The organism is Pseudonocardia halophobica (assembly GCF_027922425.1).
Classification (GTDB): Bacteria; Actinomycetota; Actinomycetes; order Mycobacteriales; family Pseudonocardiaceae; genus Pseudonocardia; species Pseudonocardia halophobica.
In genome coordinates this window covers 155,784-181,342 of sequence record NZ_BSFQ01000010.1, presented here as the reverse complement: position 1 = coordinate 181,342, position 25,559 = coordinate 155,784, and the positions used below count along the sequence as shown (strand labels likewise).

General features: G+C 73.5%; 23 protein-coding genes. 13 read left to right on the top strand and 10 right to left on the bottom strand.

What is annotated here, in order from left to right; all coding sequences use genetic code 11:
• The first annotated feature begins 2 nt into the window (after positions 1-2).
• Positions 3-818: a DUF2182 domain-containing protein gene (locus PKE99_RS14745; RefSeq protein ID WP_037038630.1), complete on the top strand. Its 816-nt coding sequence runs from the start codon at positions 3-5 to the stop codon at positions 816-818.
• Here the strand turns inward: PKE99_RS14745 and PKE99_RS14740 are convergent.
• Together PKE99_RS14740 and PKE99_RS14735 are read right to left on the bottom strand one after the other, a co-directional pair.
• Positions 815-2,482: a sigma-54-dependent Fis family transcriptional regulator gene (locus PKE99_RS14740; RefSeq protein ID WP_037038632.1), complete on the bottom strand. Its 1,668-nt coding sequence runs from the start codon at positions 2,480-2,482 to the stop codon at positions 815-817. The genes PKE99_RS14745 and PKE99_RS14740 overlap by 4 nt on opposite strands.
• A gap of 151 nt (positions 2,483-2,633) precedes the next feature.
• The gene (locus PKE99_RS14735; protein WP_156066888.1) at positions 2,634-2,783 is read right to left on the bottom strand and encodes a hypothetical protein; all 150 of its coding nucleotides are present in this window, start codon (positions 2,781-2,783) and stop codon (positions 2,634-2,636) included.
• 219 nt (positions 2,784-3,002) lie between these two features.
• Between PKE99_RS14735 and PKE99_RS14730 the strand changes: the two genes are divergently transcribed.
• Positions 3,003-4,520 carry a catalase gene (locus PKE99_RS14730; RefSeq protein ID WP_037038634.1) on the top strand — a complete coding sequence of 506 codons (1,518 nt, stop codon included), beginning with the start codon at positions 3,003-3,005 and terminating at the stop codon, positions 4,518-4,520.
• A gap of 42 nt (positions 4,521-4,562) precedes the next feature.
• On the opposite strand, the gene PKE99_RS14725 is transcribed toward PKE99_RS14730, so the two are convergent.
• Complete coding sequence (locus PKE99_RS14725; RefSeq protein ID WP_037038638.1) at positions 4,563-5,642, bottom strand: class I SAM-dependent methyltransferase; 1,080 nt, start codon at positions 5,640-5,642, stop codon at positions 4,563-4,565.
• Positions 5,643-5,707: 65 nt separating this feature from the next.
• Here PKE99_RS14725 and PKE99_RS14720 point away from each other — a divergent pair, with 65 nt between their 5' ends.
• Both PKE99_RS14720 and PKE99_RS14715 read left to right on the top strand, forming a co-directional pair.
• Positions 5,708-6,775, top strand: coding sequence for a 2,3-butanediol dehydrogenase (locus tag PKE99_RS14720; protein ID WP_037038639.1), 1,068 nt, complete (start codon positions 5,708-5,710; stop codon positions 6,773-6,775).
• On the top strand, positions 6,772-7,536 hold the full coding sequence (locus PKE99_RS14715) for an acetoin reductase (RefSeq protein WP_037038640.1): 765 nt from the start codon (positions 6,772-6,774) through the stop codon (positions 7,534-7,536). The genes PKE99_RS14720 and PKE99_RS14715 overlap by 4 nt, the downstream gene beginning before the upstream one ends.
• Before the next feature lies 1 nt (position 7,537).
• On the opposite strand, the gene PKE99_RS14710 is transcribed toward PKE99_RS14715, so the two are convergent.
• Together PKE99_RS14710 and PKE99_RS14705 are read right to left on the bottom strand one after the other, a co-directional pair.
• Positions 7,538-9,616 (bottom strand): HNH endonuclease signature motif containing protein, encoded by a 2,079-nt coding sequence (locus PKE99_RS14710; RefSeq protein ID WP_197040377.1) that lies wholly within the window; start codon positions 9,614-9,616, stop codon positions 7,538-7,540.
• A 169-nt stretch (positions 9,617-9,785) separates the two neighbouring features.
• Positions 9,786-10,334: a dihydrofolate reductase family protein gene (locus tag PKE99_RS14705; RefSeq protein ID WP_037038641.1), complete on the bottom strand. Its 549-nt coding sequence runs from the start codon at positions 10,332-10,334 to the stop codon at positions 9,786-9,788.
• Between the two features lie 101 nt (positions 10,335-10,435).
• Here PKE99_RS14705 and gabP point away from each other — a divergent pair, with 101 nt between their 5' ends.
• Complete coding sequence (gene gabP, locus PKE99_RS14700) at positions 10,436-11,860, top strand: GABA permease (protein WP_081923601.1); 1,425 nt, start codon at positions 10,436-10,438, stop codon at positions 11,858-11,860.
• Here the strand turns inward: gabP and PKE99_RS14695 are convergent.
• On the bottom strand, positions 11,797-13,617 hold the full coding sequence (locus tag PKE99_RS14695; protein WP_037038642.1) for an acyl-CoA dehydrogenase: 1,821 nt from the start codon (positions 13,615-13,617) through the stop codon (positions 11,797-11,799). The two genes, gabP and PKE99_RS14695, sit on opposite strands and share 64 nt — an antisense overlap.
• 77 nt (positions 13,618-13,694) lie before the next feature.
• Here PKE99_RS14695 and PKE99_RS14690 point away from each other — a divergent pair, with 77 nt between their 5' ends.
• From PKE99_RS14690 to PKE99_RS14675, 4 genes are read left to right on the top strand one after another with little or no spacing between them, the layout of a single operon-like run.
• Entirely contained in the window at positions 13,695-14,339 is a 645-nt protein-coding gene (locus tag PKE99_RS14690) for a TetR/AcrR family transcriptional regulator (RefSeq protein WP_081923602.1), read from the top strand.
• Positions 14,340-14,343: 4 nt separating this feature from the next.
• Complete coding sequence (locus tag PKE99_RS14685) at positions 14,344-15,132, top strand: carbon-nitrogen hydrolase family protein (protein ID WP_037038643.1); 789 nt, start codon at positions 14,344-14,346, stop codon at positions 15,130-15,132.
• Between the two features lie 15 nt (positions 15,133-15,147).
• Positions 15,148-15,990, top strand: a complete 843-nt coding sequence (locus PKE99_RS14680; protein ID WP_037039173.1) for an MBL fold metallo-hydrolase — start codon at positions 15,148-15,150, stop codon at positions 15,988-15,990.
• Between the two features lie 28 nt (positions 15,991-16,018).
• Positions 16,019-17,014 (top strand): adenosine deaminase, encoded by a 996-nt coding sequence (locus tag PKE99_RS14675; protein WP_037038644.1) that lies wholly within the window; start codon positions 16,019-16,021, stop codon positions 17,012-17,014.
• Between the two features lie 46 nt (positions 17,015-17,060).
• On the opposite strand, the gene PKE99_RS14670 is transcribed toward PKE99_RS14675, so the two are convergent.
• Positions 17,061-18,347, bottom strand: a complete 1,287-nt coding sequence (locus PKE99_RS14670; RefSeq protein ID WP_037038646.1) for an acyl-CoA dehydrogenase family protein — start codon at positions 18,345-18,347, stop codon at positions 17,061-17,063.
• A gap of 242 nt (positions 18,348-18,589) precedes the next feature.
• Between PKE99_RS14670 and PKE99_RS14665 the strand changes: the two genes are divergently transcribed.
• Positions 18,590-19,402, top strand: a complete 813-nt coding sequence (locus PKE99_RS14665; protein WP_037038647.1) for a siderophore-interacting protein — start codon at positions 18,590-18,592, stop codon at positions 19,400-19,402.
• 52 nt (positions 19,403-19,454) lie between these two features.
• The gene (locus PKE99_RS14660) at positions 19,455-20,036 is read left to right on the top strand and encodes an Rv1733c family protein (protein ID WP_156066891.1); all 582 of its coding nucleotides are present in this window, start codon (positions 19,455-19,457) and stop codon (positions 20,034-20,036) included.
• A gap of 200 nt (positions 20,037-20,236) precedes the next feature.
• Here the strand turns inward: PKE99_RS14660 and dinB are convergent, their stop codons facing one another.
• The 3 genes from dinB to PKE99_RS14645 all read right to left on the bottom strand — a co-directional run bounded on the left by dinB (position 20,237) and on the right by PKE99_RS14645 (position 24,418).
• Positions 20,237-21,451, bottom strand: coding sequence for a DNA polymerase IV (dinB, locus tag PKE99_RS14655; protein WP_037039180.1), 1,215 nt, complete (start codon positions 21,449-21,451; stop codon positions 20,237-20,239).
• 161 nt (positions 21,452-21,612) lie between these two features.
• Entirely contained in the window at positions 21,613-23,091 is a 1,479-nt protein-coding gene (locus PKE99_RS14650) for an aldehyde dehydrogenase (protein WP_037038649.1), read from the bottom strand.
• A gap of 76 nt (positions 23,092-23,167) precedes the next feature.
• Positions 23,168-24,418, bottom strand: coding sequence for an aminotransferase family protein (locus PKE99_RS14645; RefSeq protein ID WP_037038652.1), 1,251 nt, complete (start codon positions 24,416-24,418; stop codon positions 23,168-23,170).
• A gap of 131 nt (positions 24,419-24,549) precedes the next feature.
• On the opposite strand from PKE99_RS14645, the gene PKE99_RS14640 reads away from it, so the two are divergent.
• Positions 24,550-25,296 (top strand): dienelactone hydrolase family protein, encoded by a 747-nt coding sequence (locus PKE99_RS14640; RefSeq protein WP_037038654.1) that lies wholly within the window; start codon positions 24,550-24,552, stop codon positions 25,294-25,296.
• A 3-nt stretch (positions 25,297-25,299) separates the two neighbouring features.
• Entirely contained in the window at positions 25,300-25,557 is a 258-nt protein-coding gene (locus PKE99_RS14635) for a DUF6295 family protein (RefSeq protein ID WP_037038656.1), read from the top strand.
• Positions 25,558-25,559 lie beyond the last annotated feature (2 nt).

Genomic DNA, 25,559 nt, shown 5'->3' with positions numbered 1-25,559 from the left:
CGATGAGCGCCCCGGCGCAGGACTCCGGCCGGACCGGCGGTCTCGCGCCTGCGTACGCCGCCGTCCGGGCCCGGCTCGGACTGGTCGTCGTCCTCTTCGTCCTCGCCGCGCTCGCCTGGTGGTGGACGGCCGGCCGGATGCAGGGCATGGACGAGGGCCCGTGGACCGGCCTGGGCGAGCTCGGCTGGTTCCTCGGCATCTGGGTCGTGATGATGGCCGCGATGATGTTCCCGGCGGTCTCCCCGACCGTCGCGCTGTACTCCCGCCTGACCCGGGAGCGGTCCCCGGTGTCCCCCCTGTTGTTCACCGCGGGGTACGTCCTGACCTGGACCGGTGCCGGCCTGGCGGCCTTCGCGATCGCCACGACGGCCAGGTACGTCCCCGGGGACGTCACGGCGTGGGACGGTGCGGGGCGCTGGATCGCCGGGGGCACCCTCCTCGTCGCGGCCGGGTACGAGCTGACGCCGCTCAAGGACGTCTGCCTCGCCAAGTGCACGAGCCCGCTCGGGTTCCTGCTCACCTCCTGGCGCGAGGGCCGCCGGGGCGCCGTGCGGATGGGCGCGAAGAACGGGGCCTGGTGCGTCGGGTGCTGCTGGGCGCTGATGGCGTCGCTGTTCGCGCTGGGGGTCATGAGCATCACCTGGATGGCCGCCGTCGCCGGGCTCATCACGCTCGAGAAGACGTTGCCGTGGCGCCGGTTCACGACCTACGCGACGGCGGTCCTGCTGCTCGCGCTCGGCGTGCTGCTCCTCGTCGCCCCCGACGCGGTGCCGGGCCTCACCGTGCCCGGCACGGCACCGAGGGACGACATGTCCTAGATCCCGAACTCCCGCAGCTTCCGGTAGAGCGAGGACCGGGCGATCTGCAGCTGTGCGGCGGCGGCGACCTTGTTGCCCCCGCAGTCCCGCAGGGCCTCCCGGATCGCGTCGGCCTCGGCGGCCTCCATCGGGGTCAGCCGGGTCCGCGGGGCGTCGGCGCGCAGCCGGGCGGGCAGGTCGTCGGCATCGACGACGGCGCGGTCCTGCCGGGCCAGCCAGCGCGCGACCCCGGCGAGCTGGCGGAGGTTGCCGGGCCACGGGTGGCGGCGCAGCAGCTCGGTCGCGGCCGGGGTGAGCCGGGGCCGCGGCGCGCGGCGGTCGACCGTCAACCCGTCGAGCAGGCCGTCGAGCAGCGCGGGGATCTCGTCCGCGCGGCTGCGCAGCGGCGGGACCACGACGGCGTCGAGGCCGAAGCGGTCGAGCAGCGCCTGCTGGGCCGGGGTGGCGGCGGCGGGGTCGCCGGACCAGGTGCCGGCGATCCGGGCGGGCCGGCCGACGTCGTCGAGCAGCGCGCCGAGGGCCGCGCAGGCCGCCTCGTCGAGCGTGTGGAGCCGGGTCAGGGCCACTCCGCCGCGCAGGGCGGCCCGCACCCCGTCGAGCCAGGCCGGCAGGCCGGTCGTGGGCACCAGCGCGGCGTCGTGCACCGCGAGGCCCAGGCCGCCGAGCAGGGTCGTCTTGCCGGTGCCCGGCTCGCCGTGCACGAGGAGCGGCTCGGCGCCGAGCCGGCGGCGCACGGTGTCGGCGAGCCCGTCGCCCGACGCGGGGGCGGCCGGCAGATTCGCGGGCAGGCCGGGCCGCTCGCCGGCCTCGGGGACCGTGACGATCAGGCCGACGGTCCGGCCCGCCGACGTCACGGTGCGGCAGCGGACCTCCGGCCCGTGCGGTCCCGCCGGGACGGTCACCTCGGTGGCCCCGGCCAGCTCGTCCTCCGCCCGGGCCCACCAGGCCCGGTGGTCCAGCTCGAGGCGGGCGCCGGCGCGGTTGGCGATGAGGATGTCGCCGTCGAGCACCACGACCGCCGCCGCCGAGCTGCGCCGCCGGGCGCTGAGGTAGTGCCGGAACAGCTCGCGCTCCCGCGCGCTGCTGGTGCCGTAGAGCTCGGCCTCGATCTCCCGGACGAGCTTGAGCAGCGTGGGCCGGACCAGCGGGTTCGCGTCCTCGGCGCGGCAGGTCATGTTCAGCGCGCCGAGCACGCGCCGGGTCATCGGGTGCCGCACCGGGGCGGCCGCACAGCTGAAGCCGTGCAACGCGCCGGAGTAGTGGTCCGCGCCGGTGACGACGACCGGACGGGCGGTCTCGAGCGCGGTGCCGATCCCGTTGGTGCCGACGTGCTCCTCGGCCCACTGGGTGCCGACCACGACCGAGCGCCGGTCCAGCCGGCGGCGCAGGCCGTCCGTGTCCGTCCAGCGCCACAGGACCGTGCCCGTGGGGCCGGTGAGCATCAGGCTCGTGTCGGCGCCGACCAGCGTGTCCGCCGCGGCCTCCAGCACCGGGGTCGCGGTGCGGCTGAAGCGGCTCTCCTCCGGCTGGGCCTGCGGTAGCTCGAGCTGGTCGGGATCGACCCCGGAGAGCCGCGAGCGCCGCCAGGACTCGACGATCTCGGGCCGGCGCGGAATGCGCCCGACCTCGCCGGCGAGCAGCCGCTCCCGGTCCCTGTCGATCATCCGTTGATCACCGCCCGCGCACCGCCGCGCAGCACCGTCGCCGTCGGACGTCCGACGCTACACGGCCGGGAGGCCGATCACCTCGGCGAAGGGTGAGGATCGACGGAGCTCGGGCGGGGGAGATCAGGCCGGGAAGATCAGGCCGGGGAGATCAGGACAGTGCGCGCAGCTCGCCGCGGGCGGGTTCGGCCAGCGACCGCACCACGTCCCACAGCTGGTCCTCGTCCATCGACATCACCGTCGGGGTCGCCGCGGGGACGGTCGCGTCGTCGTTCTGGGGGAGCCGGTCGTCGTCGACCATCACGCATACCTCCGTGCTCGGGCCAGACGGTCACTACCCCCGCAACGAGCGCGGTATGCAGCCCGGCGATACGCGGACCGGGACGCGTCGACGAGCGGTGGCGGAGGTGTCGCGCGCGCGAGACCCGGGTACGCCCACCGACGGTGGCGGCGCGTCCGGCGCCGCCGGCCCGCCCACCACGCGAGCCCGTATCGAGCGATCCACGAGGAGGCGCACCCCGTGACGAGCACGCGCCCGAACCCCACCACGACCGATGCCGGCATCCCGGTCGAGAGCGACGAGCACTCGTTGACCGTCGGCCCCGGCGGCCCGATCCTGCTGCAGGACAGCTACCTCATCGAGCAGATGGCGCAGTTCAACCGGGAGCGCATCCCCGAGCGCCAGCCGCACGCGAAGGGCAGCGGCGCGTTCGGGTACTTCGAGGTCACCAACGACGTGAGCGCCTACACCAAGGCGGCGCTCTTCCAGCCCGGCACCCGGACCGAGCTCGGCATCCGCTTCTCGACCGTGGCGGGGGAGCGGGGCAGCCCCGACACGTGGCGCGACCCCCGCGGGTTCGCGATCAAGTTCTACACGTCCGAGGGCAACTACGACATGGTCGGCAACAACACGCCGGTCTTCTTCGTGAAGGACCCGATGAAGTTCCAGCACTTCATCCGGTCGCAGAAGCGGCGCGCCGACAACAACCTGCGCGACCACGACATGCAGTGGGACTTCTGGACGCTCTCGCCGGAGTCCGCGCACCAGGTCACCTGGCTGATGGGCGACCGGGGCATCCCGCGCACCTGGCGGCACATGAACGGCTACACGAGCCACACCTACATGTGGATCAACGCTGCCGGCGAGGAGTTCTGGGTCAAGTACCACTTCAAGACCGACCAGGGCATCCAGACCTTCACCCAGCACGAGGCCGACCAGATGGCCGCGGCGGACACGGACTACCACACCCGTGACCTGTTCGAGCACATCCGCGACGGCGACCACCCGTCCTGGACCCTGTACGTGCAGATCATGCCGTACGAGGACGCGAAGACGTACCGCTTCAACCCGTTCGACCTGACGAAGGTGTGGCCGCACGGCGACTACCCGCTGACCGAGGTCGGGCGGATGACGCTGGACCGCAACCCCACGGACAACCACACCGAGATCGAGCAGATCGCGTTCCAGCCCAACAACCTGGTGCCGGGCATCGGGCCGTCGCCGGACCGGATGCTGCTCGCCCGGCTGTTCTCCTACGCCGACGCGCACCGGCACCGCCTGGGCGGCAACTACCAGCAGATCCCGGTGAACGCCCCCGTCGTGGAGACGCACTCGTACTCCAAGGACGGCGCGATGCGGGTGAAGAAGGTCTCCGACCCGGTGTACGCGCCGAACTCCTACGGCGGCCCGGCCGCGGACACGTCGCAGCACGTCCCGACCTGGCAGGCCGACGGGGACATCATGCGCACCGCCTACGTCGACCACGCCGAGGACGACGACTGGGGCCAGCCCGGCACGCTCGTCCGCGAGGTGATGGACGACGCGGCCCGCGGTCGCCTCGTCGACAACGTCGTCGGGCACCTGCTCAACGGCGTCTCGGAGCCGGTCCTCGAGCGCGCGTTCGAGTACTGGCACAACATCGACAAGGAGATCGGCGACCGGATCGAGGCCGGGGTCCGGGAGAAGTCCGCGGAGAAGGACCCGAAGGCGGACGACCAGGGCAACCCCGCGCGGGAGAGCATGCAGGCCAAGGCCTGAGGACCGCCCCGGGGGACCGGGGGGTGACCGGAGCGGCCGGGCTCAGCCCGGCCGCTCCGTCGCGTAGATCAGGTTGAGCGCCTGGCCGGGCGCCGGGGCCACCGCGACCTCGCCGAACCCGGCCTCGCCCAGCATGCGCACCGCGAGCTCCTTCCCCCACGCCGCGCCCAGCCCGGCGCCCCCGCCCGCGAGCGAGACGGTCATACAGTGCAGGGTGCTGATCGTGTAGATCCACGGGGCGAAGGGGTTGCCGACGTTGTCCGCGAGATCGGTCGCCGCCGCCATGTCCACCATCACGAAGCGGCCGCCGGGCACCAGCGCGTCGTGGATCCCGCGCAGCACCGCGGCCGGGTCGACCTGGTCGTGCACCGCGTCGATGGCGAACGCGACGTCGACGGGCTCGGCCGGGCGGAAGGCGGCGGCGTCGGCGCGCTCGAACCGCACGTTCGTCAGACCCTCGGCGGCGGCCTCGGCGCGGGCGTGCGCGAGTGCGTCCTCGGCGATGTCGTAGCCGGTGAACGTCGAAGCCGGGAACGCCTTCCCGAGGATCACCATCGCGTGCCCGGTCCCGCAGCCGACGTCGGCCACCCGGGCGCCGGCCGCCAGCCGCTCCGTCAGCCCCGGCACCAGCGGGAGCCAGGCGTCGACCAGCAGCTCGTCGAGCGGGCGGCGGTTGAGCTGGTCCATCACACCGGTGAAGTCGGGCGCGAAGGCGTCGTAGGGCAGCCCGCCCCCGTTGCGGAAGGCCTCGGCGACGGCGTCGAGGTTGCGGCCGAGCAGCGGCACCATGGCCGCCATCGGCGCCATGTTCTTCGAGCCGGGGCCCGTCAGCGCGGCGGCGTGGGCGGCGGGCAGGGTGTACCGCCCGTCGTCGAAGGTCATGATCCCGCCGGTGACCATCGCGCCGAGCCATTCGCGCACGTAGCGCTCCTGCAGCCCGGCCCGCTCCGCCAGCTCGGCCGACGTCGCCGGGCCGCGCGCCGCGGCCTCGAACAGGCCGGTGCGGTGCCCGAGGTCGATCATCATCGTCAGCCCGCCGGCGGTGTAGACGCCGAAGAGGTGGCGGGCGAACTCGCGCACCGCGCGTCGGTCGGGGACGTCGGTGTCCGCGCTCGTGGTCATGGGGTGATCCTGCAACCTCGCTGCAACCGTTGCCCAGGGCCTCGCTCCGGCGTGACCGTGGACACATGAGAGCAGCGCGGTTCCACGGTCCCGGCGACATCCGCATCGACGAGGTCCCCGACCCGGTGGTGGGGCCGGGCCAGGTCGAGGTGTCGGTCGACTGGTGCGGCATCTGCGGCACCGACCTGCACGAGTTCCTCGAGGGGCCGATCTTCATCCCGGCCAAGGGCGAGCCCCACCCGCTGACCGGCGTGGAGATGCCGGTCGTCCTCGGCCACGAGTTCGCCGGCGTGGTGTCGGCCGTGGGCTCCGGGGTGAGCGGCGTGAGCGAGGGCGACCGGGTCGCCGTCGAGCCGTACTGGGTGTGCGGGGAGTGCGTGGCCTGCAAGGCGGGCCGCTACAACATCTGCCGCAGCCTCGGCTTCGTCGGGCTGGCCGGTGACCAGGGCGGCTTCGCCGAGCGCTGCGTGGTGGACCAGCGGTGGGTGCACCCGCTCGGCGACCTGCCGACGGACCTCGGCGCGCTCGTCGAGCCCCTCGCCGTCGGCTACCACGCCGTGCGCCTGTCCGGGCTGCGTGAGGGCGGCACCGCCGTGGTCTACGGCGCCGGCCCGATCGGGCTGGTCACCACCGCGGCGCTCAAGGCGGCCGGGGCCTCGCAGGTCGTCGTCGTGGAGCCCGCGGCCGCGCGCAAGGCCAAGGCCACGCCCGCGGGCGCCGACGTGATCATCGACCCGATCGCCGACGACGCCCCCGCCGCGATCCTCGACCTCACCGGCGGCGGCGCGGACGTCGCCTTCGAGTGCGCCGGGATCGACGCGGTGCTGGCCTCGGCCATCGGCTCCGTGCGCCCCGGCGGCACCGTCGTCAACGTGGCGATCTGGGGCCACGTCCCGCAGGTCGCCGTGAACGACCTGGTCATGAGCGAGGTCAACCTGATCGGCTCGCTCGCCTACTGCGGCGACCACCCCGACACCATCGCGCTGCTGCGCGACGGGAAGGTCGACGCCGCCCAGTTCATCACCGGCCGGATCGCGCTCGAGGACATCGTGTCCGGCGGGTTCCGGGAGCTGATCGACAACAAGGAGGAGAACGTGAAGATCCTCGTCTCGCCGAAGGAGGTCCTGGGATGACCGTCGCGCTGGTGACCGGGGCCGGGCGTGGGATCGGCCGGGCGATCGCCCTCCGGCTGGCGAAGGACGGGCACGCCGTCGCCGTCAACGACGTGAACAAGGCCAACGCCGAGTCCGTCGCCGGGGAGATCGCCGACGCCGGCGGGTCGTCCGTCGCGCTGCCCTTCGACGTGACCTCGCGGGACGCGGTGTTCGAGGGCGTCGCGGCCACCGTCGAGCAGCTCGGCGGCCTCGACGTGATGGTCAACAATGCCGGGATCGCGCAGGTCAAGACACTGCTCGAGCTCACGCCCGACGACCTGCGGACCGTCTTCGACGTCAACGTCTTCGGCGTGGTCTACGGCATCCAGGCCGCCGCGGAACACATGAAGGACCACGGCGGCGGAAAGATCATCAATGCCGCCTCGATCGCGGGGCACGCGGGCTTCGACTTCCTCGGGCACTACTCGGCCACGAAGTTCGCCGTCCGCGCGCTCACCCAGGCCGGGGCGAAGGAGCTGGCGCCGCACAAGATCACGGTGAACTCCTACTGCCCGGGCATCGTCGGCACCGACATGTGGGACCTCATCGACGAGAAGATGGGCCCCTACCTGGGCAACGAGCGGGGCGAGACGCTCAAGCAGTACACCGAGCTGATCACGCTCAAGCGGGTCCAGACCCCCGAGGACGTCGCCGGCTTCGTCTCCTACCTCGCCGGCCCGGACTCGAACTACATGACCGGCCAGTCGGTGATGATCGACGGCGGGATCGTGATGGTCTAGGTCAGAAGGGCGGCTCCTCGTCGGGTTCCTCGTCGAGGTCGACGGCGGGCCGGTCCCGCTCGGGTTCGGGCGGGACCGGCTCGATCAGTCCGCAGGCCTCGTCGTCGGGTCGGACGAAGGGCGGGACGTCAAGGTTGGCGTCCGCCCCGTGCGGAACCTGCGGCGGGGGTTCGGGCAGGAGCGGGTCGGCGGTGGTCACGTAGGTACGGCCGAGGGGGCTCGTCCATCGGAAGACGCCTGGCTCGGGCTGGTCGAGCGTCCAGCCCGCCTGCTTCAGACCGTGGTCGTGGCGGCAGGCGGGCCCGAGGTCGTCGTCGGTCGTGCGGCCACCGCGAGCGTGGTCGACGGTGTGGTCGAGGTCGGTCCGCTCGGCCGGCGCGCGGCAGCCGACGAACGTGCAGGTCTGGTCGCGCAGCTGGACGTGGCGGCGCAGGCCGGCGCGCGGGAAGCGTCGGCGTGCGTCGCCGGAGTTCCCGGGAGTGCTCTCGGGACGGTCGAGGGCGCGGCGGATCGCGGACAGGACCGGACGCCAGTCGTGCCCGCCGGCGTCCGGTACCGGATCCGGCGGTCCGCCCGCCCTCGGTCCGAGGAGGGCGTCGAGCTCCGCCTCGGTGAGCAGAATAATGTCGACCAGGCCGCCCGTCGGCCGGCGGGCGGTGCGAGTTCGTGGTGGCGGATCGGTCGGCGGTGCCGGGCGTGCCCGCACGATCCCGCCTCTGACGAACCGGCCCTGCTGGTCGACGAGGGCGAACCGCCACAACGCTCCGCGCTGTCGTGCGACGACGCCGCGCCCGACCGAGGCCGGAATCGGTCCCTGGCCGGGCAGGAGGACGTGACGATCGTTCCGCCCCAGCAGGGTGCTCAGCGCTGCTCGCACATGAATGCCCCGCCGAGCGTCGTCGGCGGATTCGTCCAGCGGAGCGCCTATGACCGGTTCCACCTCAGGCGATGCCGCGGGGGTGGGGCGGGTGTCGGCAGTGCTCGCGGCGTTGACTCGATCATCGCCGTCTCCGTCGCCGCCCGCGCCGCGGTCGCTGTCGCGGCTCTCGGCGCCGTCACGGCTGTCCCAGCGGCCCCTGTCTCTGTTGTCGTGGTCGCCGTTGTCGCGGCTGTCGGTGTCCTCGCTTCCGCTACCGCCGTCGCCGCTGCAGCCGGGTGACTCCTCGGCTGCGGAGGCCGCGCGGGCAACATCTGCGGTCCTGGTCTTGGGCTGCGCGTCAGCCCGCTCGGACGCGGCCTGGCCGGCGTCGGCGTCACCATCCACCTCGGCCGCGGCGCGGGTGAGGAACTCCCTGATGATCTGGTCTCGGGTGAGGTGGTGCAGGGAGCCGTCGAGCAGGCCGAGAAAGACGTCGGCGCGCAGGTGGGCCACGGGCGAGGGGTGCCCGGCGCGGCGGATCGCGAGGGCGAGGCGGTCGACCCGGTCGATCGCGGCCTGAGCCTGGTCGGCAGGCAGGCCGACCGCGGTGATGGTGACCGTGCCGTCGTCGCACAGCATGCCGATGACCTCGCGACCGGCCACGGCGCGACGGTAGCGCTTCTCGAAGTGAGCCGGGTCCAGATCCGCGACCAGTGCCCGCAACCGTGCCGCGAGCTGCCCGGTGGTCCAGCCGACCGCGCGGGGCAACACCCAGGCGACGAGCGCCGCGGCCTGCTCGGGGGAGAGGTCGGCGAGGTGGTCCGCGAACACCCGCGCCTTCGGCAAATCGATCACACCGGCCCGCAACGCCTCCGCCACCGACGGCAGGTGCGCGTGCAGCACCCAGGCCAACTCGGTCTGGTACTCGGCCGCCCGCCGGGTCCACGTCAGTGCGGCGCGCACCTCGTCCGACCAGTACTTCTGCGGTCTGGCCCGCCGCGCCGCCGAGAACCAGCGCTCCGGGTCCGCGACCCCGATCTGCGCCATCACGTCGTACAACCCGGCCTGCTCGTGCGCCACCTGCCGGTACCGGGCCTGCAGCAGCACCGGCAGGTCCTCGTTCGCCGTCGCCGCGAGATCGATCGACGCGAGGGCAGCGGCCAGCTCCGGGCCGGGCGGCATCGCCGCCAGGTCCTTCGGAAGAGCCACCACCTGCTGCACGGATCGAACATACATTCGAGCACCGACAAAATGGAGCCGGACGAGGCCGGCCCGATTGATCTGAAGGTCACGGCGCCGGTCGCGAGCGGGCCCGTCCGACGTCCCGCACGGTGACCCGGACCTGCTTCTCGTCCAGCCGGACGCAGCGCGCCAGGGAGGCCCGCCCCCGCTACTCCCGACCTCTGACCACCCGGTACCAGAGCGTGGTGGTGTGGGGGAGGCCCGTGAGCCGGGTCCGTTCCAGCTGCACCGACACCCCGCCCGCCGCGTGGAACAGCCGCACCCCGTCGCCGATCATCTCCGGCACCACGGACACCGCGATCCGGTCGACCGCGCCGAGCGCGAGGCACTGCCGCGCGAGGTCGGCGCCCAGGATGTGGACGTCCCGGTCCCCGGCGGCGGCGCGCGCCCGGTCCAGCCCCTCCTCGACGGTCCCGACGAACGTGACGTCGGGCGGTGGTGCGGCGTCGGGGTGGTGGGTCACGACGATGGTCGGCCCGGACCACGTGCCCTCGAAGGCGCCCTCGGCGTCGGTACCGGCGTTGGGGTCGTCGCCGCGGTACGTGCGGGCGCCGACGAGCAGCGCGCCGGCGCCCGCCGCGAGCTCCTCGGCGTCGGGGTCCGGCCCGAAGTGTCGTGCGAGCCAGGCCATGTCACCGCCCGGGCCGGCGATGTAGCCGTCGAGGGACATGGCGGCGGAGTACACGACACGGGCCATGCCACGGACAGTGCCAGGCCCGGCCCCGTGCTGCGCGGATCGTTGCGCGGCGTGATGATTCGCGGACGCACGGTCGGGTGACGCGGTCGAGGGGAGCCGGCATGACGGGGGACTCGCAGCTCAGCGCGGGACTGAAGAACCGGCACGTCACGATGATCAGCATCGCGGGCGTGATCGGGGCGGGCCTGTTCGTCGGCTCCGGCACGGCGATCGCGACGGCGGGGCCGGCGGTGCTGCTGGCCTACGCGTTCGCGGGGCTGCTGGTCGTCCTCGTGATGCGGATGCTCGGCGAGATGGCGGCCGCGACCCCGGACTCGGGCTCCTTCTCCACCTACGCCGACCGCGCGATCGGCCGCTGGGCCGGGTTCAGCGTCGGCTGGCTGTACTGGTGGTTCTGGGTGCTGGTCATCCCCGTGGAGGCGACGGCGGCCGCCACGATCCTCAACTCGTGGATCACGGCCGTGCCGCAGTGGACGTGGGCGCTGGTCATCACCCTGCTGCTGACGGTCACGAACCTGTTCAACGTGGCCAACTACGGCGAGTTCGAGTTCTGGTTCGCGCTGCTCAAGGTGGTCGCGATCGTCGCGTTCATCGCGATGGGCGTGCTCGCCGTGCTCGGGATCCTGCCGGGCACGCAGGTCAGCGGCGTCAGCCGCCTGTGGGACGCCGGCGGCTTCCTGCCCAACGGCGTGGGCGCCGTCGTCGCCGCCGTGCTCATCACGATGTTCAGCTTCATGGGCACGGAGATCGTGACCATCGCGGCGGCGGAGTCCGAGAACCCGGCCGAGAAGATCGGCCGGGCGACGCGCTCGGTGATCTGGCGGATCTCGGTGTTCTACCTGGCGTCGATCCTGCTGGTCGTGGCCCTGGTCCCGTGGACGGACCCGGGGCTGCCGGAGAACGGCTCGTACCAGACCGCGCTCGACGCCATCGGCGTCCCGGGCGCCAAGCTGATCGTGGACGTCGTGGTGCTGGTCGCCGTCGCGAGCTGCCTGAACTCGGCGCTCTACACCGCCTCGCGGATGATCTACTCGCTCGGCCGCCGCGGGCAGGCCCCGCGGGCGGTCATGCGGACCACCGCGGGCGGCGTGCCGCGGATCGCCGTGCTCGCGTCCACGGCCGTCGGCTTCCTCACCGTGATCGCGAACTACGTCTTCCCCGAGGAGGTCTTCTCGACGCTCCTCGCGACGTCCGGTGCCATCGCGCTGCTCGTCTACCTCGGGATCGCCGTGTCGCAGCTGCGGATGCGCCGCCGGCTGGAGCGCGAGGACGCCGCGCTCCCCGTGCGGATGTGGGCCTACCCCGTGCTGACCTGGGCGGTCATCGTCGTGATCCCGGTGATCCTGGTCTACATGGCCCTCCGCGAGGGCTCCCGCTTCGACCTGGCGATGACGGCGCTGATCGCCGTGGCCGTGGTCGTCGTGGGGATCGTGCTCACCCGCCGCGCCGGGCCGGACCCCGCTCAGAGCCAGGCGGGGTCGGTGTCGAGCGAGGTCCGGTCGAGCGAGGCCAACAGGTCCAGCTGAGGGCCGACCTTCGGCAGCTCGAACCGGAAGAAGTACCGCGCGGCGGCGCGCTTCCCGCGGCCGAGGTCGTCGTCCCGCCCGGCCGCGGCCAGCAGCTGTTCGAGCCAGACCCAGGCGACGACGACGTGCCCGGCCGCCTCGAGGTAGACCGACGCGTTGGCCAGCCGCTCCTCGGCGTCCGGATGGGCGTGCAGCACGCCGGTGACCTCGACGAGCCGGTCCAGCGCGGCCCGCAGCGCGGCGGCGTACTCGGCGGCGTCCCCGCCGGCCTCGGCCGCCCGCGAGATCGTCGCGGAGAGCGTCTCCTGCAGCGCGGTGAACCCGGCCCCGCCGGCCATGACGACCTTGCGGCCGAGCAGGTCGGCGGCCTGGATGCCGTGGGTGCCCTCGTGGATCGGGTTGAGCCGGTTGTCCCGGTAGTGCTGCTCGACGTCGTACTCGCGGGTGTAGCCGTAGCCGCCGTGCACCTGGATGGCCAGCGAGTTGGCCTCCGGCCCCCACTGCGAGGGCCAGCTCTTGGCGATCGGGGTGAGCGTCTCGAGCAGCAGGTGCGCCCGGATCCGCTCCGCCTCGGTCGGCGCCGTGCGCTCCTCGTCGACGAGCAGGCCGCAGTAGAGGACGAGCGCGAGCGCACCCTCGGCGTAGGCCTTCTGTGCGAGCAGCATCCGGCGCACGTCGGCGTGCCGGACGATCGGGACCATCGGGGCGGCCGGGTCCTTGGCCCCGGCCGGGCGGCCCTGCGGTCGGGATCTCGCGTAGTCCAGCGACTTCAGGTACCCGGTGTAGGCGAGCGCGGCCGCACCCGCCCCGACCCCGATGCGGGCCTCGTTCATCATGTGGAACATGGCGGCCAGCCCACCGCCGGCCGCGCCCACGAGGTATCCGACCGCACCCGGCCCGCCGCCCGGGGTGTGCGCGCCCTCGCCGAGGTTGAGCAGGGTGTTGACGGTGCCGCGGTAGCCCATCTTGTGGTTCAGCCCGACCAGCGCGACGTCGTTGCGCTCGCCGGGCTTCCCGTCGGCGTCGAGCAGGTACTTGGGTACCAGGAACAGCGAGATGCCCTTCACCCCGGCCGCGCCGCCCGGGATCTTGGCCAGCACCATGTGGACGATGTTCTCGCCGAGCTCGTGCTCGCCGCCGGAGATCCACATCTTGGTGCCGCGCAGCCGGTAGGTGCCGTCGGGCTGCGGTTCGGCGCGGGTGGTGATGTCGGCGAGCGACGACCCGGCCTGCGGCTCCGACAGGCACATCGTCCCGTGGAAGCGGCCCTCGAGCATCGGCGGCACCCAGGTCGCGATCTGCTCCGGCGTGCCGTGCGCCTGCAGGAGGTTGGCGTTGGCCACGGTGAGCATGGCGTAGGCCCAGGTGCCGATGTTGGCGGCGTGGAACCAGGCCTGCACCGCCGTGCCGACGACGTGGGGCAGCTGCAGCCCGCCCACCTCGGCGTCCATCGTCGCGGACAGCAGGCCGGCCTCGGCGGCGGCGCGCAGGGCGGGCGCGACCTCCTCGTGCAGGCGGACCCGCCCGACTCCGTCGGTACTGACGAACTCGGGTTCCTCGGCGTCGTTGCGCTTGTTGTGCGGCGCGAACTGCTCCGCGGCGAGGTCGGCGGCCAGCTCCAGGACCGCGTCGACCGTCTCGCGCGAGTGCTCGGCGAACCGTTCACGCTTGGTCAGCTCGTCCACGTGCAGCCAGTCGTGCAGCAGGAACCGCACGTCGTGGCGGGACAGGATGAGGTCGCGGTCGCCCCGTGGCATCGTCGCTCCCGAGTGGTTACTGATCGATCAGTAAGTAGGGTGGGCGCGACGGGCGGCGGCGTCAAGGGGAGCGGGCCATGGGGCGGGTCACGGCGGAGAGCACGAGGGCGGGCGAGCGGATCCTCGCCGGCCTCGACCTCTGGGCGGAGTGGCCGACGGCGACGCAGCGGGCGATCGTCGGGGCCGCCCTGGAGTCCTTCGCCGAGCGCGGCTTCCACGGCACCTCGCTCAAGCACATCGCGCAGGGCTCCGGGCTGAGCACGGCCGCGCTGTACGTGCACTTCGCCTCGAAGGAGGAGCTGCTCTTCGCGCTCAGCCGGCGCGGCCACACGATCGCCCTGGAGCTCGTCCGGGCGGCCGCCGTGGAACCCGACCCGGCGGCGGCGATGCGGGTGCTGGTCTACTCCTTCACCCGCTGGCACGCCGAGCAGCGCACCACCGCCCGCGTGGTGCAGTACGAGCAGGGCGCGCTCACCGCCGCGCACGCCGAGGTGGTCGCGGAGCTGCGCCGGGACACCGAGCGGGTCGTCCGCGGGCTGATCGACCGCGGCGTCGCGGCGGGCGCGTTCACCGTTCCCGACGTCCGCGGGGCCACTGCCGCGGTGCTCTCCCTCGGCATCGACGTCGCCCGGTGGTTCGTCCCGGGCGGGCCGTGGACGCCCGACGCGCTGGGCCTGCTGTACGCAGGGTTGGCGGGCCGCATGCTCGGGATGCCAGCCTGAGGTCATGCGGATCGCCCTGGCCCAGATCGTCTCGACCCCGTCGCCGGAGGAGAACCTCGGGCTCGTCGCGGACGGCGCCCGCGCGGCCGCCGCGGCCGGTGCGCGCACCGTCGTGTTCCCCGAGGCCACGATGTGCTGCTTCGGCGTGAAGCTCGGTCCCGTCGCCGAGCCGCTCGACGGCCCGTGGGCGGACCGGGTGCGGGCGATCGCCGAGGAGGCCGGGGTCACCGTGGTCGCCGGCATGTTCACCCCGGCCGAGGACGGACGCGTGCACAACACGCTGCTGGTCACCGGCGGCGGGGTCGAGGCGTCCTACGAGAAGATCCACCTGTTCGACGCCTTCGGGTTCGCCGAGTCGGACACCGTCGCCCCGGGCACGGGGCTGCGCACCATCCAGGTCGACGGCCGCACGCTCGGCCTCACCACCTGCTACGACCTGCGCTTCCCGGGCCTGTACCAGGAGCTGGGCGACCGCGGGGCGCAGCTGGTCCTGGCGCCGGCGTCGTGGGGTGCGGGGCCGGGCAAGCGGGAGCAGTGGGACCTGCTGGTGCGCGCCCGGGCCCTGGACTCGACGGCCTTCGTGGCCGCCTGCGACCAGGCCGACCCCGAGACCGTCGGCCGGGAGCGCGGCAAGGCCCCGACGGGGATCGGTGCGAGCCTGGTGGCGAGCCCGTACGGCGCGGTGGTCGCGCAGCTGGGGGAGGAGCCCGGGCTGCTCGTGGCCGACGTCGACCTGGACGAGGTCGACGCGGCCCGCAAGGCCATCCCCGTCCTGGCGAACCGCCGGTTCTAGAGAGGGGTGGGCGCGATGTCGTGGACCGTCGACGGTGTGCGGATCAGCCGGGTGGTGGAGCACGTGATGCCCTTCCCGGTCGACTTCTTCGCCGAGGCCACGCCGGCCGACGTGGCCGCGGAGCCGGACCTCGCGCTCGACTTCGTCGACGCCCACGGCCGGTACCGGATGAGCCTGCACTCCTACCTGCTCGAGGCGGACGGCCGGCGCATCATCGTCGACACCTGCTGCGGGAACGGGAAGGTCCGCCCGCTGATCCCCGAGTTCGACCACCGCACCGGCCCGTACCTGGCCGATCTCGTGGTGGAGGGCTTCGCGCCCGACACCGTCGACGCGGTCGTCTGCACGCACCTGCACCTCGACCACACCGGCTGGAACACCCGCCTCGTCGACGGTGAGTGGGTGCCCACCTTCCCCCGCGCCCGGTACCTGCTCGGGGCGGCCGACGTCGACGCGTGGGGACGCTCCGACGACCCGCTGCACGCCCCGGCGTTCGCCGACTCCGTCCGGCCGGTGCTCGACGCGGGGCTCGTCGATCCGGTCGAGGGCGACCTCCCGCTCGTCGGTCCGGTCCGGCTGCGGGCGACGCCGGGACACACGCCGGGCCACCTCAGCGTCTGGATCGGCGACCGGTGCGTGATCACCGGCGACGTCCTGCACCACCCGATCCAGTGCCGGCACCCCGACTGGACGGCGACGGGCGACGGCGACCCGGACCTCGCGCGGGCGACCCGGCGGGCGCTGCTGGAGGAGGCGGCGTCCGCCGAGGCGCTGGTGCTCGGCACGCACTTCGCCGGCAGCAGCGCGGGGCACGTGGTGCGCGACGGCGACGCGTTCCGGTTCGTGGCCGAGGACTGACCCCGGGCGCCGGGGGAAGGCTCGCAGGATGAGCGCTCCCACCCCGCCCACGGCCGAGCTGCACCTCCACGTCGAGGGCACGATCGAGGCCGAGCTGCTGGTCCGGCTCGCCGACCGGGACGGCCTCCCGCTGCCCTCCCGCGACACCGACGTGCTGCGGGAGCGGTACGAGCACTTCGCCGACCTGCAGTCCTTCCTCGACGTGTACTACGCGAACCTCGCCGTGCTCCGCACCGAGGAGGACTTCCACGACCTGGCGACGGGCTACCTCGATCGTGCGCGGGCTGCGGGGGTGCGGCGGGCCGAGGTGTTCGTCGACCCGCAGACGCACGTCGACCGCGGGGTGCCGCTCGAGGCGGTGATCCGTGGCCTGAGCAGCGCCTTCTCCGCGGCCGAGGAGACGCACGGGGTGTCCGCGGCGATGATCCTCTGCTTCCTACGCGACCTCGGCCCGGAGGCGGCGGAGGAGATCCTGCGGGCGGCGCTGCCCTTCCGCGAGCACTTCATCGGCGTCGGGCTCGACTCGGCGGAGGTCGGGTACCCGCCGTCGCTCTTCACCCGCGTCTACGCGATGGCCGCCTCCGAGGGCCTGCACCGGGTGGCGCACGCGGGGGAGGAGGGCGGCCCGGAGTACGTCCGCGAGGCCCTCGACCTGCTCCGTGTCGAGCGGGTCGACCACGGCATCCGTGCCATGGAGGACCCGGAGCTGGTGGCGCGGCTGCGCGAGGAGCGGATCCCGCTGACGGTGTGCCCGCTGTCCAACGTGGCCCTGCGGGCCGTCGACGCGCTGCCCGACCACCCGCTTCGGCGGATGCTCGACGAGGGGCTCGTCGCGACCGTGAACAGCGACGACCCGGCCTACTTCGGCGGGTACGTCGACGAGAACTACCGGGCCGTCGCCCGCGACCTCGGCCTCGACCGGGCGCGGCTCGCCCAGCTCGCCCGCAACTCCGTCGACGCCACCTTCGCGCCGGAGGAGGACAAGCGGCGCTGGCGCGCCGAGATCGCGGACTGGGCGGGCTGAGTTGCGCCGGCCGGGATCCCCCCGTCGGATCCCGGCCGGAGCGGGCTCAGTTGTTCGCCGTGGCGAGCTCGAGGTACTCGGCGAACTTCTTGCGGGCGGCCTCGGTGCGCGTGGGCACGTGCTCGGACGGCACGTCGTGGGCCTCGTAGCCGCGCAGGATCCGCTTGGCGACGGTGGCCTTGTGCACCTCGTCCGGGCCGTCGTAGATGCGGGCGGCGCGCGCGGCCCGGTACATCTGCTCCAGCGGCAGGTCGCCGGAGAACCCGAGCGAGCCGTGGATCTGGATGGCGCGGTCGATCACGTCGTGGAGCACCTTCGCGCCCCAGAACTTGATGATCGCGATCTCGTTCCGGGCGTTCGACGCGCCGACCTGGTCCATCTTCCACGCCGCCTGCAGGGTCAGCAGCCGCGCGGCCTGCATCTCCGCCGCCGAGGTCGCGACCCAGTCCTGGATCATCTGCTTGTCGGCGAGCACCGAGCCGTGCGCGTAGCGCGACACCGCACGCTCGCACAGCATGTCGAACGCGCGCTTCGACTGGCCGAGCCAGCGCATCGCGTGGTGGATACGGCCCGGGCCGAGGCGCTGCTGGGCCAGCTTGAAGCCGTCGCCGGGGTTGCCGACGAGGTTCTCCTTCGGCACCCGCACGTTGTCGTAGATGATCTCCGCGTGGCCGCCCTCGAGGCGCGGGTGCACCGTCGAGTGGTCCATGACGGGGATGTCCCGGAGGATGTTCACGCCGGGCGTGTCCGTCGGCACGATGATCATCGACGAGCCCTGGTAGGGCGAGACGTCCGGGTCCGTGACCGCCATCACGATGAGGAAGTCGGCGGCCGAGGCGTTCGACGAGAACCACTTGTGGCCGTTGATCACGTACTCGTCGCCCTCGAGCACCGCGCGCGTGGTGAGGAGGGTGGGGTCGGCCCCGGCGCCCGGCTCCGTCATCGAGAAGCAGGAGCGCAGCTCACCGCGCAGCAGCGGGTGCATCCACTGCTCCTTCTGCTGCGGCGACCCGCCGATGGCGAGCAGCTCGGCGTTGCCCGAGTCCGGCGCCTGGTTGCCGAAGATGCCCGGTGCGAACTTGCACTGGCCCAGGATCTCGTGCATCAGACCCAGCTTGACCTGCCCGAACCCGCCGCCACCGAGCTCCGGCGGCAGGTGCGCCGCCCACAGGCCCTGCTCCTTGACCTTCTCCTTCATCGGAGCGGTGATGCGGGCGTAGGTCTCGCGGTCGATGTCCAGGGTCTCGAGCGGGATGATCTCCTCCCGGACGAACTCCTGCATCCACTCCAGCTTCTTCTCGAACTCCGGCTCGGTGGAGAAGTCCCACGCCATCGTGCCCGCACCTCCGCGACTCGCTTCGCCGACGCCTGCGTCGGTCGTTGCCTGGAGGCTAGTTGATGCAGGCGCCTTACGGCAGTCCCCTCGTCGAACGCCGCAGTGTGTCGAGCGCCGCGTCGGGCGCGGCCTCGAGGTGCGGCGGGCGGTCCGATCTGGGCCGGTTGATCGACGGCGGGGTCCGGATTGGTTAGCCTCACCTCCGTTCCCCGAACGTCGTCCGTGGAGGTCCGCACGACATGGCCACCGAGCTGGAGAACGGTCCCGTCACCGTCGTGACGGAGACCGTCGAGCGGCTGTCCCCGACGCTTGTCCGCGTGGGCCTGGGCGGGCCGGGGCTGCCCGGCCTCGACTCGCTCGGGGTGCCGGACGAGGCCCTGGTCCTGCGGTTCCCCGGTGCCGAGGTCGGCCGCTGGTACACCGTGCGCCGGTGGGAGCCGGCCCGGCTGACCGTCGACATCGTGCTGCACCCCGGCGGGGTCGGTGGCGAGTGGGCCGCGCGGGCGCGCGTCGGCGACGAGCTGGGGATCACCCACCGCAACAGCTGGTTCCGCCGGCCCGAGGGGGCGCGTTGGCAGCTGCTGCTCGGCGACGTCACGGCGCTACCCGCCATCGGCCGGATCGTCGAGGAGTCGGCGGACCGGCTCCCGACCACCGTGCTCGTCGAGGTGCCCGACCGCGAGGACGCCCAGGAGCTGCCCGGTGCCCAGGTGCGCTGGATGCACACCGCCGGGCTGGGGCGCACGCCCAGCCGGCTGGACGAGCTGGTGCGCGGCGCCCAGCTGCCGCCCGGTCCCGGCTACGTCTACGTCGCGGGGGAGGCCTCGGCGACCCGGGCCGTCCGCCGCTACCTGCGCCGCGAGCTCGGACTGCCGGCCGGCTCCTACGGGGTCGTCGGGTACTGGCGCGCCGAGTCCGAGAAGTGGTTCGCGCGGGTCGCCGAGACCGGCACCGACACCGCCGCCATCTACGCCGAGGAGCTCGACGCGGGCGGCGACCCGGAGGACGTCCGCGCCCGCTACGAGGAGCGTCTCGCCACCCTCGGGCTGTGACAGCCAGGGACCCTGCGTAACGGGGAGGGTGGGCCCGGACGAGATCCCGGCCGTGGAGAGGCGACGCCGCGGGCTGCCGCGCAGGCGGACGGACCGGATCGAGGACGTCGTGGCCGTCCTGCTGTGCGGTCTCGGGGTCGTCGCGATGGTGCTCGCCGGGCTGGTCGGCACCGCCGCGCACGGCGCCGTGTCCGCGCGGGCGTACCAGGAGGCGGCGGACCGCAGCCGGGTGGTCGTGGCGGTCGTCGAGCCCGTGGACCTCGCCGGGTCGACGGAGGGCGTGGGCCCGGGCACCCGCCGCGCCACGGCCACCTGGACCGCGCCCGACGGCACCGCGCGCGCCGGCGAGGTCACGATCCCGATGAGCGCCAAGGCCGGCTCGGCCGTTCCGGTGTGGGTGGACCGCGCCGGCATGCCCGCGCCCGCGCCGACCTCGCCCCGCGCCGGCCTGCTGGTCGGCGTGGTGGCCGCCGGCTGGGTCGCCGTCGCCGGCGTGCTGCTGCTCCTGGCCGCCTGGCGGCTCGTGCAGCGCTGGACCGCCCGTCGCAACGACGCCGAGTGGACCCGCCGGTGGGCCGAGGTCGAGCCGGAGTGGTCGGGCCGCACGGCGGGACCGGCGGACCGGACCGGCTGAGCAGAGTTGTCGATCCCGGGCACCCGGCGTCGACTCGTCCTGATCTCCGGCACGTCATCCCGGTTCCCGGAGCGTTCACGCGCCTGCAACGAACCCGACGGGCAACTCCCGGCGCCCCCGCTCGTTGAAGCGGGTGCCGGTATCGGCGGGGACTGGGGAGCCCCCTCGCCGATACCGGCAGATCCGGCTCCGGGGACCGGTCAGCCGTCCGGCAGGATCGGCACCTCCAGCCCCTGGTCACGGCCCAGTCGCGCCGCCCGCGTGACGGACTCCGACCCGAACCGGGTCCGCAGCGAGTCCAGCGTCCGGTCCAGCTCCGGCCCGCTCGTGCGGTCGAAGGGCAGGGCGAGCTGCATCGCGTCGTCCGTGTCGAGGTTCGTGAGCGAGATCCCGATGAGCGTGAGCCCGCGGTCGAGGACCATGCTCAACGACTCGCGGAGCAGCCGCCGCGCGGCCTCGAGCAGGGTCGGGGTGTGGTCCGTGGCCCGGGCGAGCGTGTGCGAGCGGGTCGCCCGGGTGTAGTCGCCGAAGCGCAGCCGCAGGACGACCGTGCGGCAGGTGCGGTCCGCCCCGCGCAGCCGCTTGCCGAGCCGGTCGACGATCCCGGCCAGGATCGTGTCCATCTCCTCCGGCGAGCGGAAGCGACGGCCGAGCGCCCGCTGGGAGCCGATGGACCGGCGGCGCCGGCCGGTCTCGACCACGCGCGGGTCGTGGTTGTGGGCCAGCGCGTGCAGGTGCCGCCCGGTCGCCCGGCCGAGCAGCGAGACCAGCGCCGGTTCGCCCAGGTCAGCCACCTCGCCGACGGTGCGGATGCCCAGCGCGTGCAGCTTCGCCGCGGTGACTTTGCCGACGCCCCACAGCCGCTCGACGGGCAGCGGGTGCAGGAAGTCCAGCTCGCCGCCGGGCGGGACCTCCAGCAGCCCGTCCGGCTTCGCGACCCCGCTGGCCACCTTCGCCAGGAACTTCGTGCAGGCCACGCCGACGGTGATCGGCAGGCCCGCCTCGGCCAGCACCCGAGCCCGCAGCCGCTCGGCGATCGCCACCGGCGCGCCCGCGATCCGCCACAGGCCCCCGACGTCGAGGAACGCCTCGTCGATCGACAGTCCCTCGACCACCGGCGTGGTGTCCTTGAAGATCGCGAAGACCGCCTTGCTGGCCTCGCTGTAGGCCGAGAACCGCGGCGGCACCACGATCGCGTGCGGGCAGAGCGCCCGGGCCTGCCGGCCGCCCATCGCGCTGCGTACGCCGAAGGCCTTGGCCTCGTAGCTGGCGGCGAGCACCACCCCGCCGCCGACGATCACCGGCCGCCCGCGCAGCCGCGGCGCGTCCCGCTGCTCGACCGACGCGTAGAAGGAGTCGAGGTCGGCGTGCAGGATGCTCGCCTCGGCGCGACTCTCGATCCGCGACACGAACAGATGTTCGCATGCGCCCCCGACAGAAACCGCCCCCGATCGCACGAACGGCGCGTCCGCTCACATTCACTGAACGAACGCGCCGCTCACTCACCCCCGCCCCTTCCTGCGCGAGCGGCGCTCTCGCTCACCAGGTGTGAGCGAGAGCGCCGTTCACCACGAGATCAGCCGAGGGTGAAGGGGTCCCGGGTGCCGCCGGTGAGCTCCACCCAGACCGACTTGTTCTCCAGGTACTCGTCGACCGCGGCGACGCCGTTCTCCCGGCCCAGCCCGGAGGCGCCGAAGCCGCCGAAGGGCACGCTGGGCGCCACGACGCGGTAGGCGTTGATCCACACCGAGCCCGCCCGGATCCGCGCGGCCACCCGGTGCGCCCGGTGCACGTCCTTGGTCCAGACCGCGCCGGCCAGGCCGTAGGGCGTGTCGTTGGCCAGCTTCACCGCCTCGTCCTCGTCCGTGAAGGTGTAGGCGGACAGGACCGGGCCGAAGACCTCCTCGCGCACCACCGTCGACGCGGGGCCGACGCCGGTGAGCACGGTCGGCTTCACGAAGTACCCGCCGAGCCCGTCCTCGGCCGCCCCGCCGTACGCGACCGTCGCGCCCTCGTCCTGCGCCGTCCGCAGGTAGCCCAGGACCTTCTCGTACTGCGGGGCGTTGGCGACCGGGCCCATCTCGGTGTCCGGGTCGTTCGGGTCGCCGAGCTTGATCGTGGCCGCCCGCTCGGCCACGAGCCGGACCAGCTCGTCGTGCACCGACTCGTGGACGATCAGCCGCGACCCGGCCATGCAGGTCTGCCCGGTCGCCGCGAACACGCCCGCGATCAGCCCGTTCGCCGCGGCCTGCAGGTCGGCGTCGGGGAACACGATCTGCGGCGACTTCCCGCCGAGCTCCAGGGTGACCTTGTTGAGGTTCTCCGCCGCGGCGTGCGCGACCGCGCGCCCGGTCGCGGTCGAGCCGGTGAAGGCCACCTTGTCGACGCCCGGGTGCCCGGCCAGGTGCGCCCCGACCTCCCGGCTCAGCCCGGTCACCACGTTGACGACGCCGGGCGGGAACCCGGCCTGCTCGATCAGCTCGGCGAACCCGAGGGTCGACGCGGGCGCGTGCTCGGACGGCTTGACCACGATCGTGCAGCCCGCCGCGAGGGCCGGGGCGAGCTTCCACGTCATGAGCAGCAGTGGCGAGTTCCAGGGCGTGATCGCGGCGACCACCCCGACCGGCTCGCGCCGCGTGTAGACCAGGTAGTTCGGGTTGGGCGAGGGGATCTGCCGGCCCTCGATCTTGTCCGCGAGCCCGGCGTAGTAGTGGTACCAGGAGCCCAGGCCGTTGAGCTGGCCGATCATCTCCCGGTACAGCTTCCCCGAGTCGTTGACCTCGAGCCGGGCGAGCCGCTCCGCGTTCTCGCCGACGAGGTCGCCGAGCCGGCGCAGCAGCGCGGCCCGGGTGAACCCCGTGGTCCGGCCCCACTCGCCGTCGAGCGCGGCCCGGGCCGCGGCGACCGCGGCGTCGACGTCCTCGGTGCCTGCGTCGGGGATCTCCGCCCACGGTTCGCCCGTGTAGGGGTTCTGCGACTCGAAGGTGCGCCCCGACGCGGCGTCGGCGGGCTTGCCGCCGATCAGCATGCGGAACCGTTCCAGCGCTGCGCTCATCTGCCGTCCTCCTCGACGTTCCCGGACCGACCCTAGGGGTGTGGCATGCCACACTCCAGGGGCGTCGCACGACCCGTCAGAGCACGCCGTCGAGTCCCTTCCGGACGGCGTCGGCCAGCAGGTCCAGGTGCTCCTCGGTGGCGGTGAGCGGCGGCGAGAAGCCGAGCGAGGAGATCATCGGCCGGACCAGCACGCCGTGGTCGCGCACGGCGTTCGCGACGGCGCCGGACAGGCCGGGCGTCGCGGCCACCCGCTCCGGGTCGAGCTCGAGCGCGCCGAGGAAGCCCGTGCCGCCCCGGGCATGGTCGACGAGCGGGTGGTCGGCCAGGCCGGCGAGGCGCTCGGCCAGCGGGCCCTCCAGGGCGACGGCCCGGTCGAACAGGCCGTCGCGCTCGTAGACCTGGATCGTCGCGAGCCCGGCGGCGCAGGCGGCGGGGTGCCCGGAGTAGGTCTGGCCGTGCCGGAACACGCGGCCCGGCTCGTCCCAGAACGGGGAGGCCACCCGCCCCGACGCGACGACGCCGCCGAGCGGCTGCACCCCGGACGTCACCCCCTTGGCGAAGACGACGAGGTCGGGCCGCACCCCGAAGCGCTCGACGCCGAACCAGTCGCCGAGCCGCCCGAAGCCGCAGATCACGGCGTCGGCGACGAACAGCACGCCGTGTCGTGCGCACACCTCCGCCGCGGCCTCGATGTAGCCCGGGGGCGGCGGGAGCACCCCGCCCGCGCCGATCACGGGCTCGCAGAAGAAGGCGGCGACCCGCTCGGCGCCGATCTCGCGGATGGTCTCCTCGAGCATCTCGGCGTCGTTCCAGGCCGTCTGCACGACGTCCGGCACGAACGGCGGCGCCACCCGGTTCCCCGGGATGCCGGCGAGCGAGGTCCCGAGCCCGTGCGTGCCGTGGTAGCTGTGCTCACGGTGCAGCAGGATCGTGCGGTCGGGCTGCCCGGTGAGCGCGAAGTACGCGCGCGCCATCTTCGCGGCCGTGTCGATCGAGTCGCCGCCGCCGCTGGTGAAGAAGACCCGGCCGTCGTCGACGGGCGCGCGGGCCGCGATCTCGTCGGCGAGCCGCAGCGCCGGCTCGTTCGCGAAGTCGGTGAACAGGTGGTAGGCGTCGAGCTCGCGCAGCTGCGCGGTCACGGCGTCGACGATCTCGCGCCGCCCGTGGCCGGCGTTGGCGTACCAGAGGCTGGCGGTCGCGTCGAGGTAGCGGGTGCCGGCGCTGTCCCAGAGCCAGACGTCCTCGGCGCGGGTGATCGTCACCTGCGACCGCCGCACCGCGTGCATGGCGGCGAACGGGTGCCAGAGGGTCTCGGTGCCGGTCACGGCGTCTCCTTCGGATCGGTTCGGGCGGTTCGTCCACCGGGTCGGTGCGGGCTGCGCGGCAGCAGGCTCGCCGGAGCCGCCCCCGGGAGAGTAAGCAGGGCGGGGACACGAGATCTTCGAGGAGGCGCGAAGTGGCGTACGACGCCGTGCTGGCCGAGACCGTGGGCATCCGCGGCCACGGCGACGACCTGGTCGAGGCCTACACCGCCCGGCCGATGGCCCCCGGCCCCCGCGGCGGGGTGGTCGTCATCCACCACATGCCCGGCTACGACCGGGAGTCGAAGGAGGTCGTGCGCCGGTTCGCGGTGCTCGGCCACGACGCGATCTGCGTCAACCTCTACAGCCGCGAGGCGCCGGGCGCGGCCCCGGACGACGCCGCCGCGACCGCCCGCGCGCAGGGCGGTGTGCCGGACGAGCGGTTCGTGGGCGACGCGAAGGCCGCCGCCCGCTGGCTGCGCGACCTGCCGACGTCGAACGGCAGGGTCGGCACGATCGGCTACTGCTCCGGCGGCCGCCAGGCCTTCCTGAGCAGCATCGAGGTCGACGTCCAGGCGGCCGTGGACTGCTACGGCGCGTTCGTCGTCGGGACGCCGCCGGAGGGCTTCCCGCTGCAGGTGCAGCCGCTCGCGGACCGGGTCGCCGAGGTCCGGGCGCCGATCCTGGGCCTGTTCGGCAACGACGACTCCTACCCGACCCCGGAGCAGGTCGACGAGCTGGAGAAGCTGCTGCAGGAGCACGGCAAGACCTACGAGTTCCACCGCTACGACGGCGCCGGGCACGCGTTCTTCTCCGTCGACCGGCCCAGCTACCGGCCGGAGGCGGCGGTCGACGGCTGGCGGCACGTCGAGGCCTTCTTCGCGACCCACCTGGCGGGCTGACCCGTGTGCACCTACTCCACGGAGAAGATCGAGGTCGCCCGCAGCAGCGGGAAGGGGCCGGCGGGCTGGTTCCCGCTGCGCACCGCGACGGTCTACTACGACCACCCCGTCCACGCCCCGGACGAGCACACGGTCAACATCGACTTCCTCAACCCGGAGCAGGGGCCGGGGGCGCGGGTGGCGGTCGAGCTCAGCCTCGACACCGCCCGTGAGCTGCTCGCCGCGCTGCAGACGACCCTGGAGCGCGCCGCCCACCACTGAGC

Bases quoted from the DNA above. Each gene is read 5' to 3' on its own strand.
- PKE99_RS14675 (WP_037038644.1), top strand. From the start codon at position 16,019: ATGAGCGCTCCCACCCCGCCCACGGCCGAGCTGCACCTCCACGTCGAG.
- PKE99_RS14680 (WP_037039173.1), top strand. From the start codon at position 15,148: ATGTCGTGGACCGTCGACGGTGTGCGGATCAGCCGGGTGGTGGAGCAC.
- PKE99_RS14715 (WP_037038640.1), top strand. From the start codon at position 6,772: ATGACCGTCGCGCTGGTGACCGGGGCCGGGCGTGGGATCGGCCGGGCG.
- PKE99_RS14695 (WP_037038642.1), bottom strand. From the start codon at position 13,617: ATGCCACGGGGCGACCGCGACCTCATCCTGTCCCGCCACGACGTGCGG.
- PKE99_RS14725 (WP_037038638.1), bottom strand. From the start codon at position 5,642: ATGACCACGAGCGCGGACACCGACGTCCCCGACCGACGCGCGGTGCGC.
- gabP (WP_081923601.1), top strand. From the start codon at position 10,436: ATGACGGGGGACTCGCAGCTCAGCGCGGGACTGAAGAACCGGCACGTC.
- PKE99_RS14720 (WP_037038639.1), top strand. From the start codon at position 5,708: ATGAGAGCAGCGCGGTTCCACGGTCCCGGCGACATCCGCATCGACGAG.
- PKE99_RS14665 (WP_037038647.1), top strand. From the start codon at position 18,590: ATGGCCACCGAGCTGGAGAACGGTCCCGTCACCGTCGTGACGGAGACC.
- PKE99_RS14690 (WP_081923602.1), top strand. From the start codon at position 13,695: ATGGGGCGGGTCACGGCGGAGAGCACGAGGGCGGGCGAGCGGATCCTC.
- PKE99_RS14685 (WP_037038643.1), top strand. From the start codon at position 14,344: ATGCGGATCGCCCTGGCCCAGATCGTCTCGACCCCGTCGCCGGAGGAG.
- PKE99_RS14745 (WP_037038630.1), top strand. From the start codon at position 3: ATGAGCGCCCCGGCGCAGGACTCCGGCCGGACCGGCGGTCTCGCGCCT.
- PKE99_RS14735 (WP_156066888.1), bottom strand. From the start codon at position 2,783: ATGGTCGACGACGACCGGCTCCCCCAGAACGACGACGCGACCGTCCCC.
- PKE99_RS14705 (WP_037038641.1), bottom strand. From the start codon at position 10,334: ATGGCCCGTGTCGTGTACTCCGCCGCCATGTCCCTCGACGGCTACATC.
- PKE99_RS14650 (WP_037038649.1), bottom strand. From the start codon at position 23,091: ATGAGCGCAGCGCTGGAACGGTTCCGCATGCTGATCGGCGGCAAGCCC.
- PKE99_RS14740 (WP_037038632.1), bottom strand. From the start codon at position 2,482: ATGATCGACAGGGACCGGGAGCGGCTGCTCGCCGGCGAGGTCGGGCGC.
- PKE99_RS14670 (WP_037038646.1), bottom strand. From the start codon at position 18,347: ATGGCGTGGGACTTCTCCACCGAGCCGGAGTTCGAGAAGAAGCTGGAG.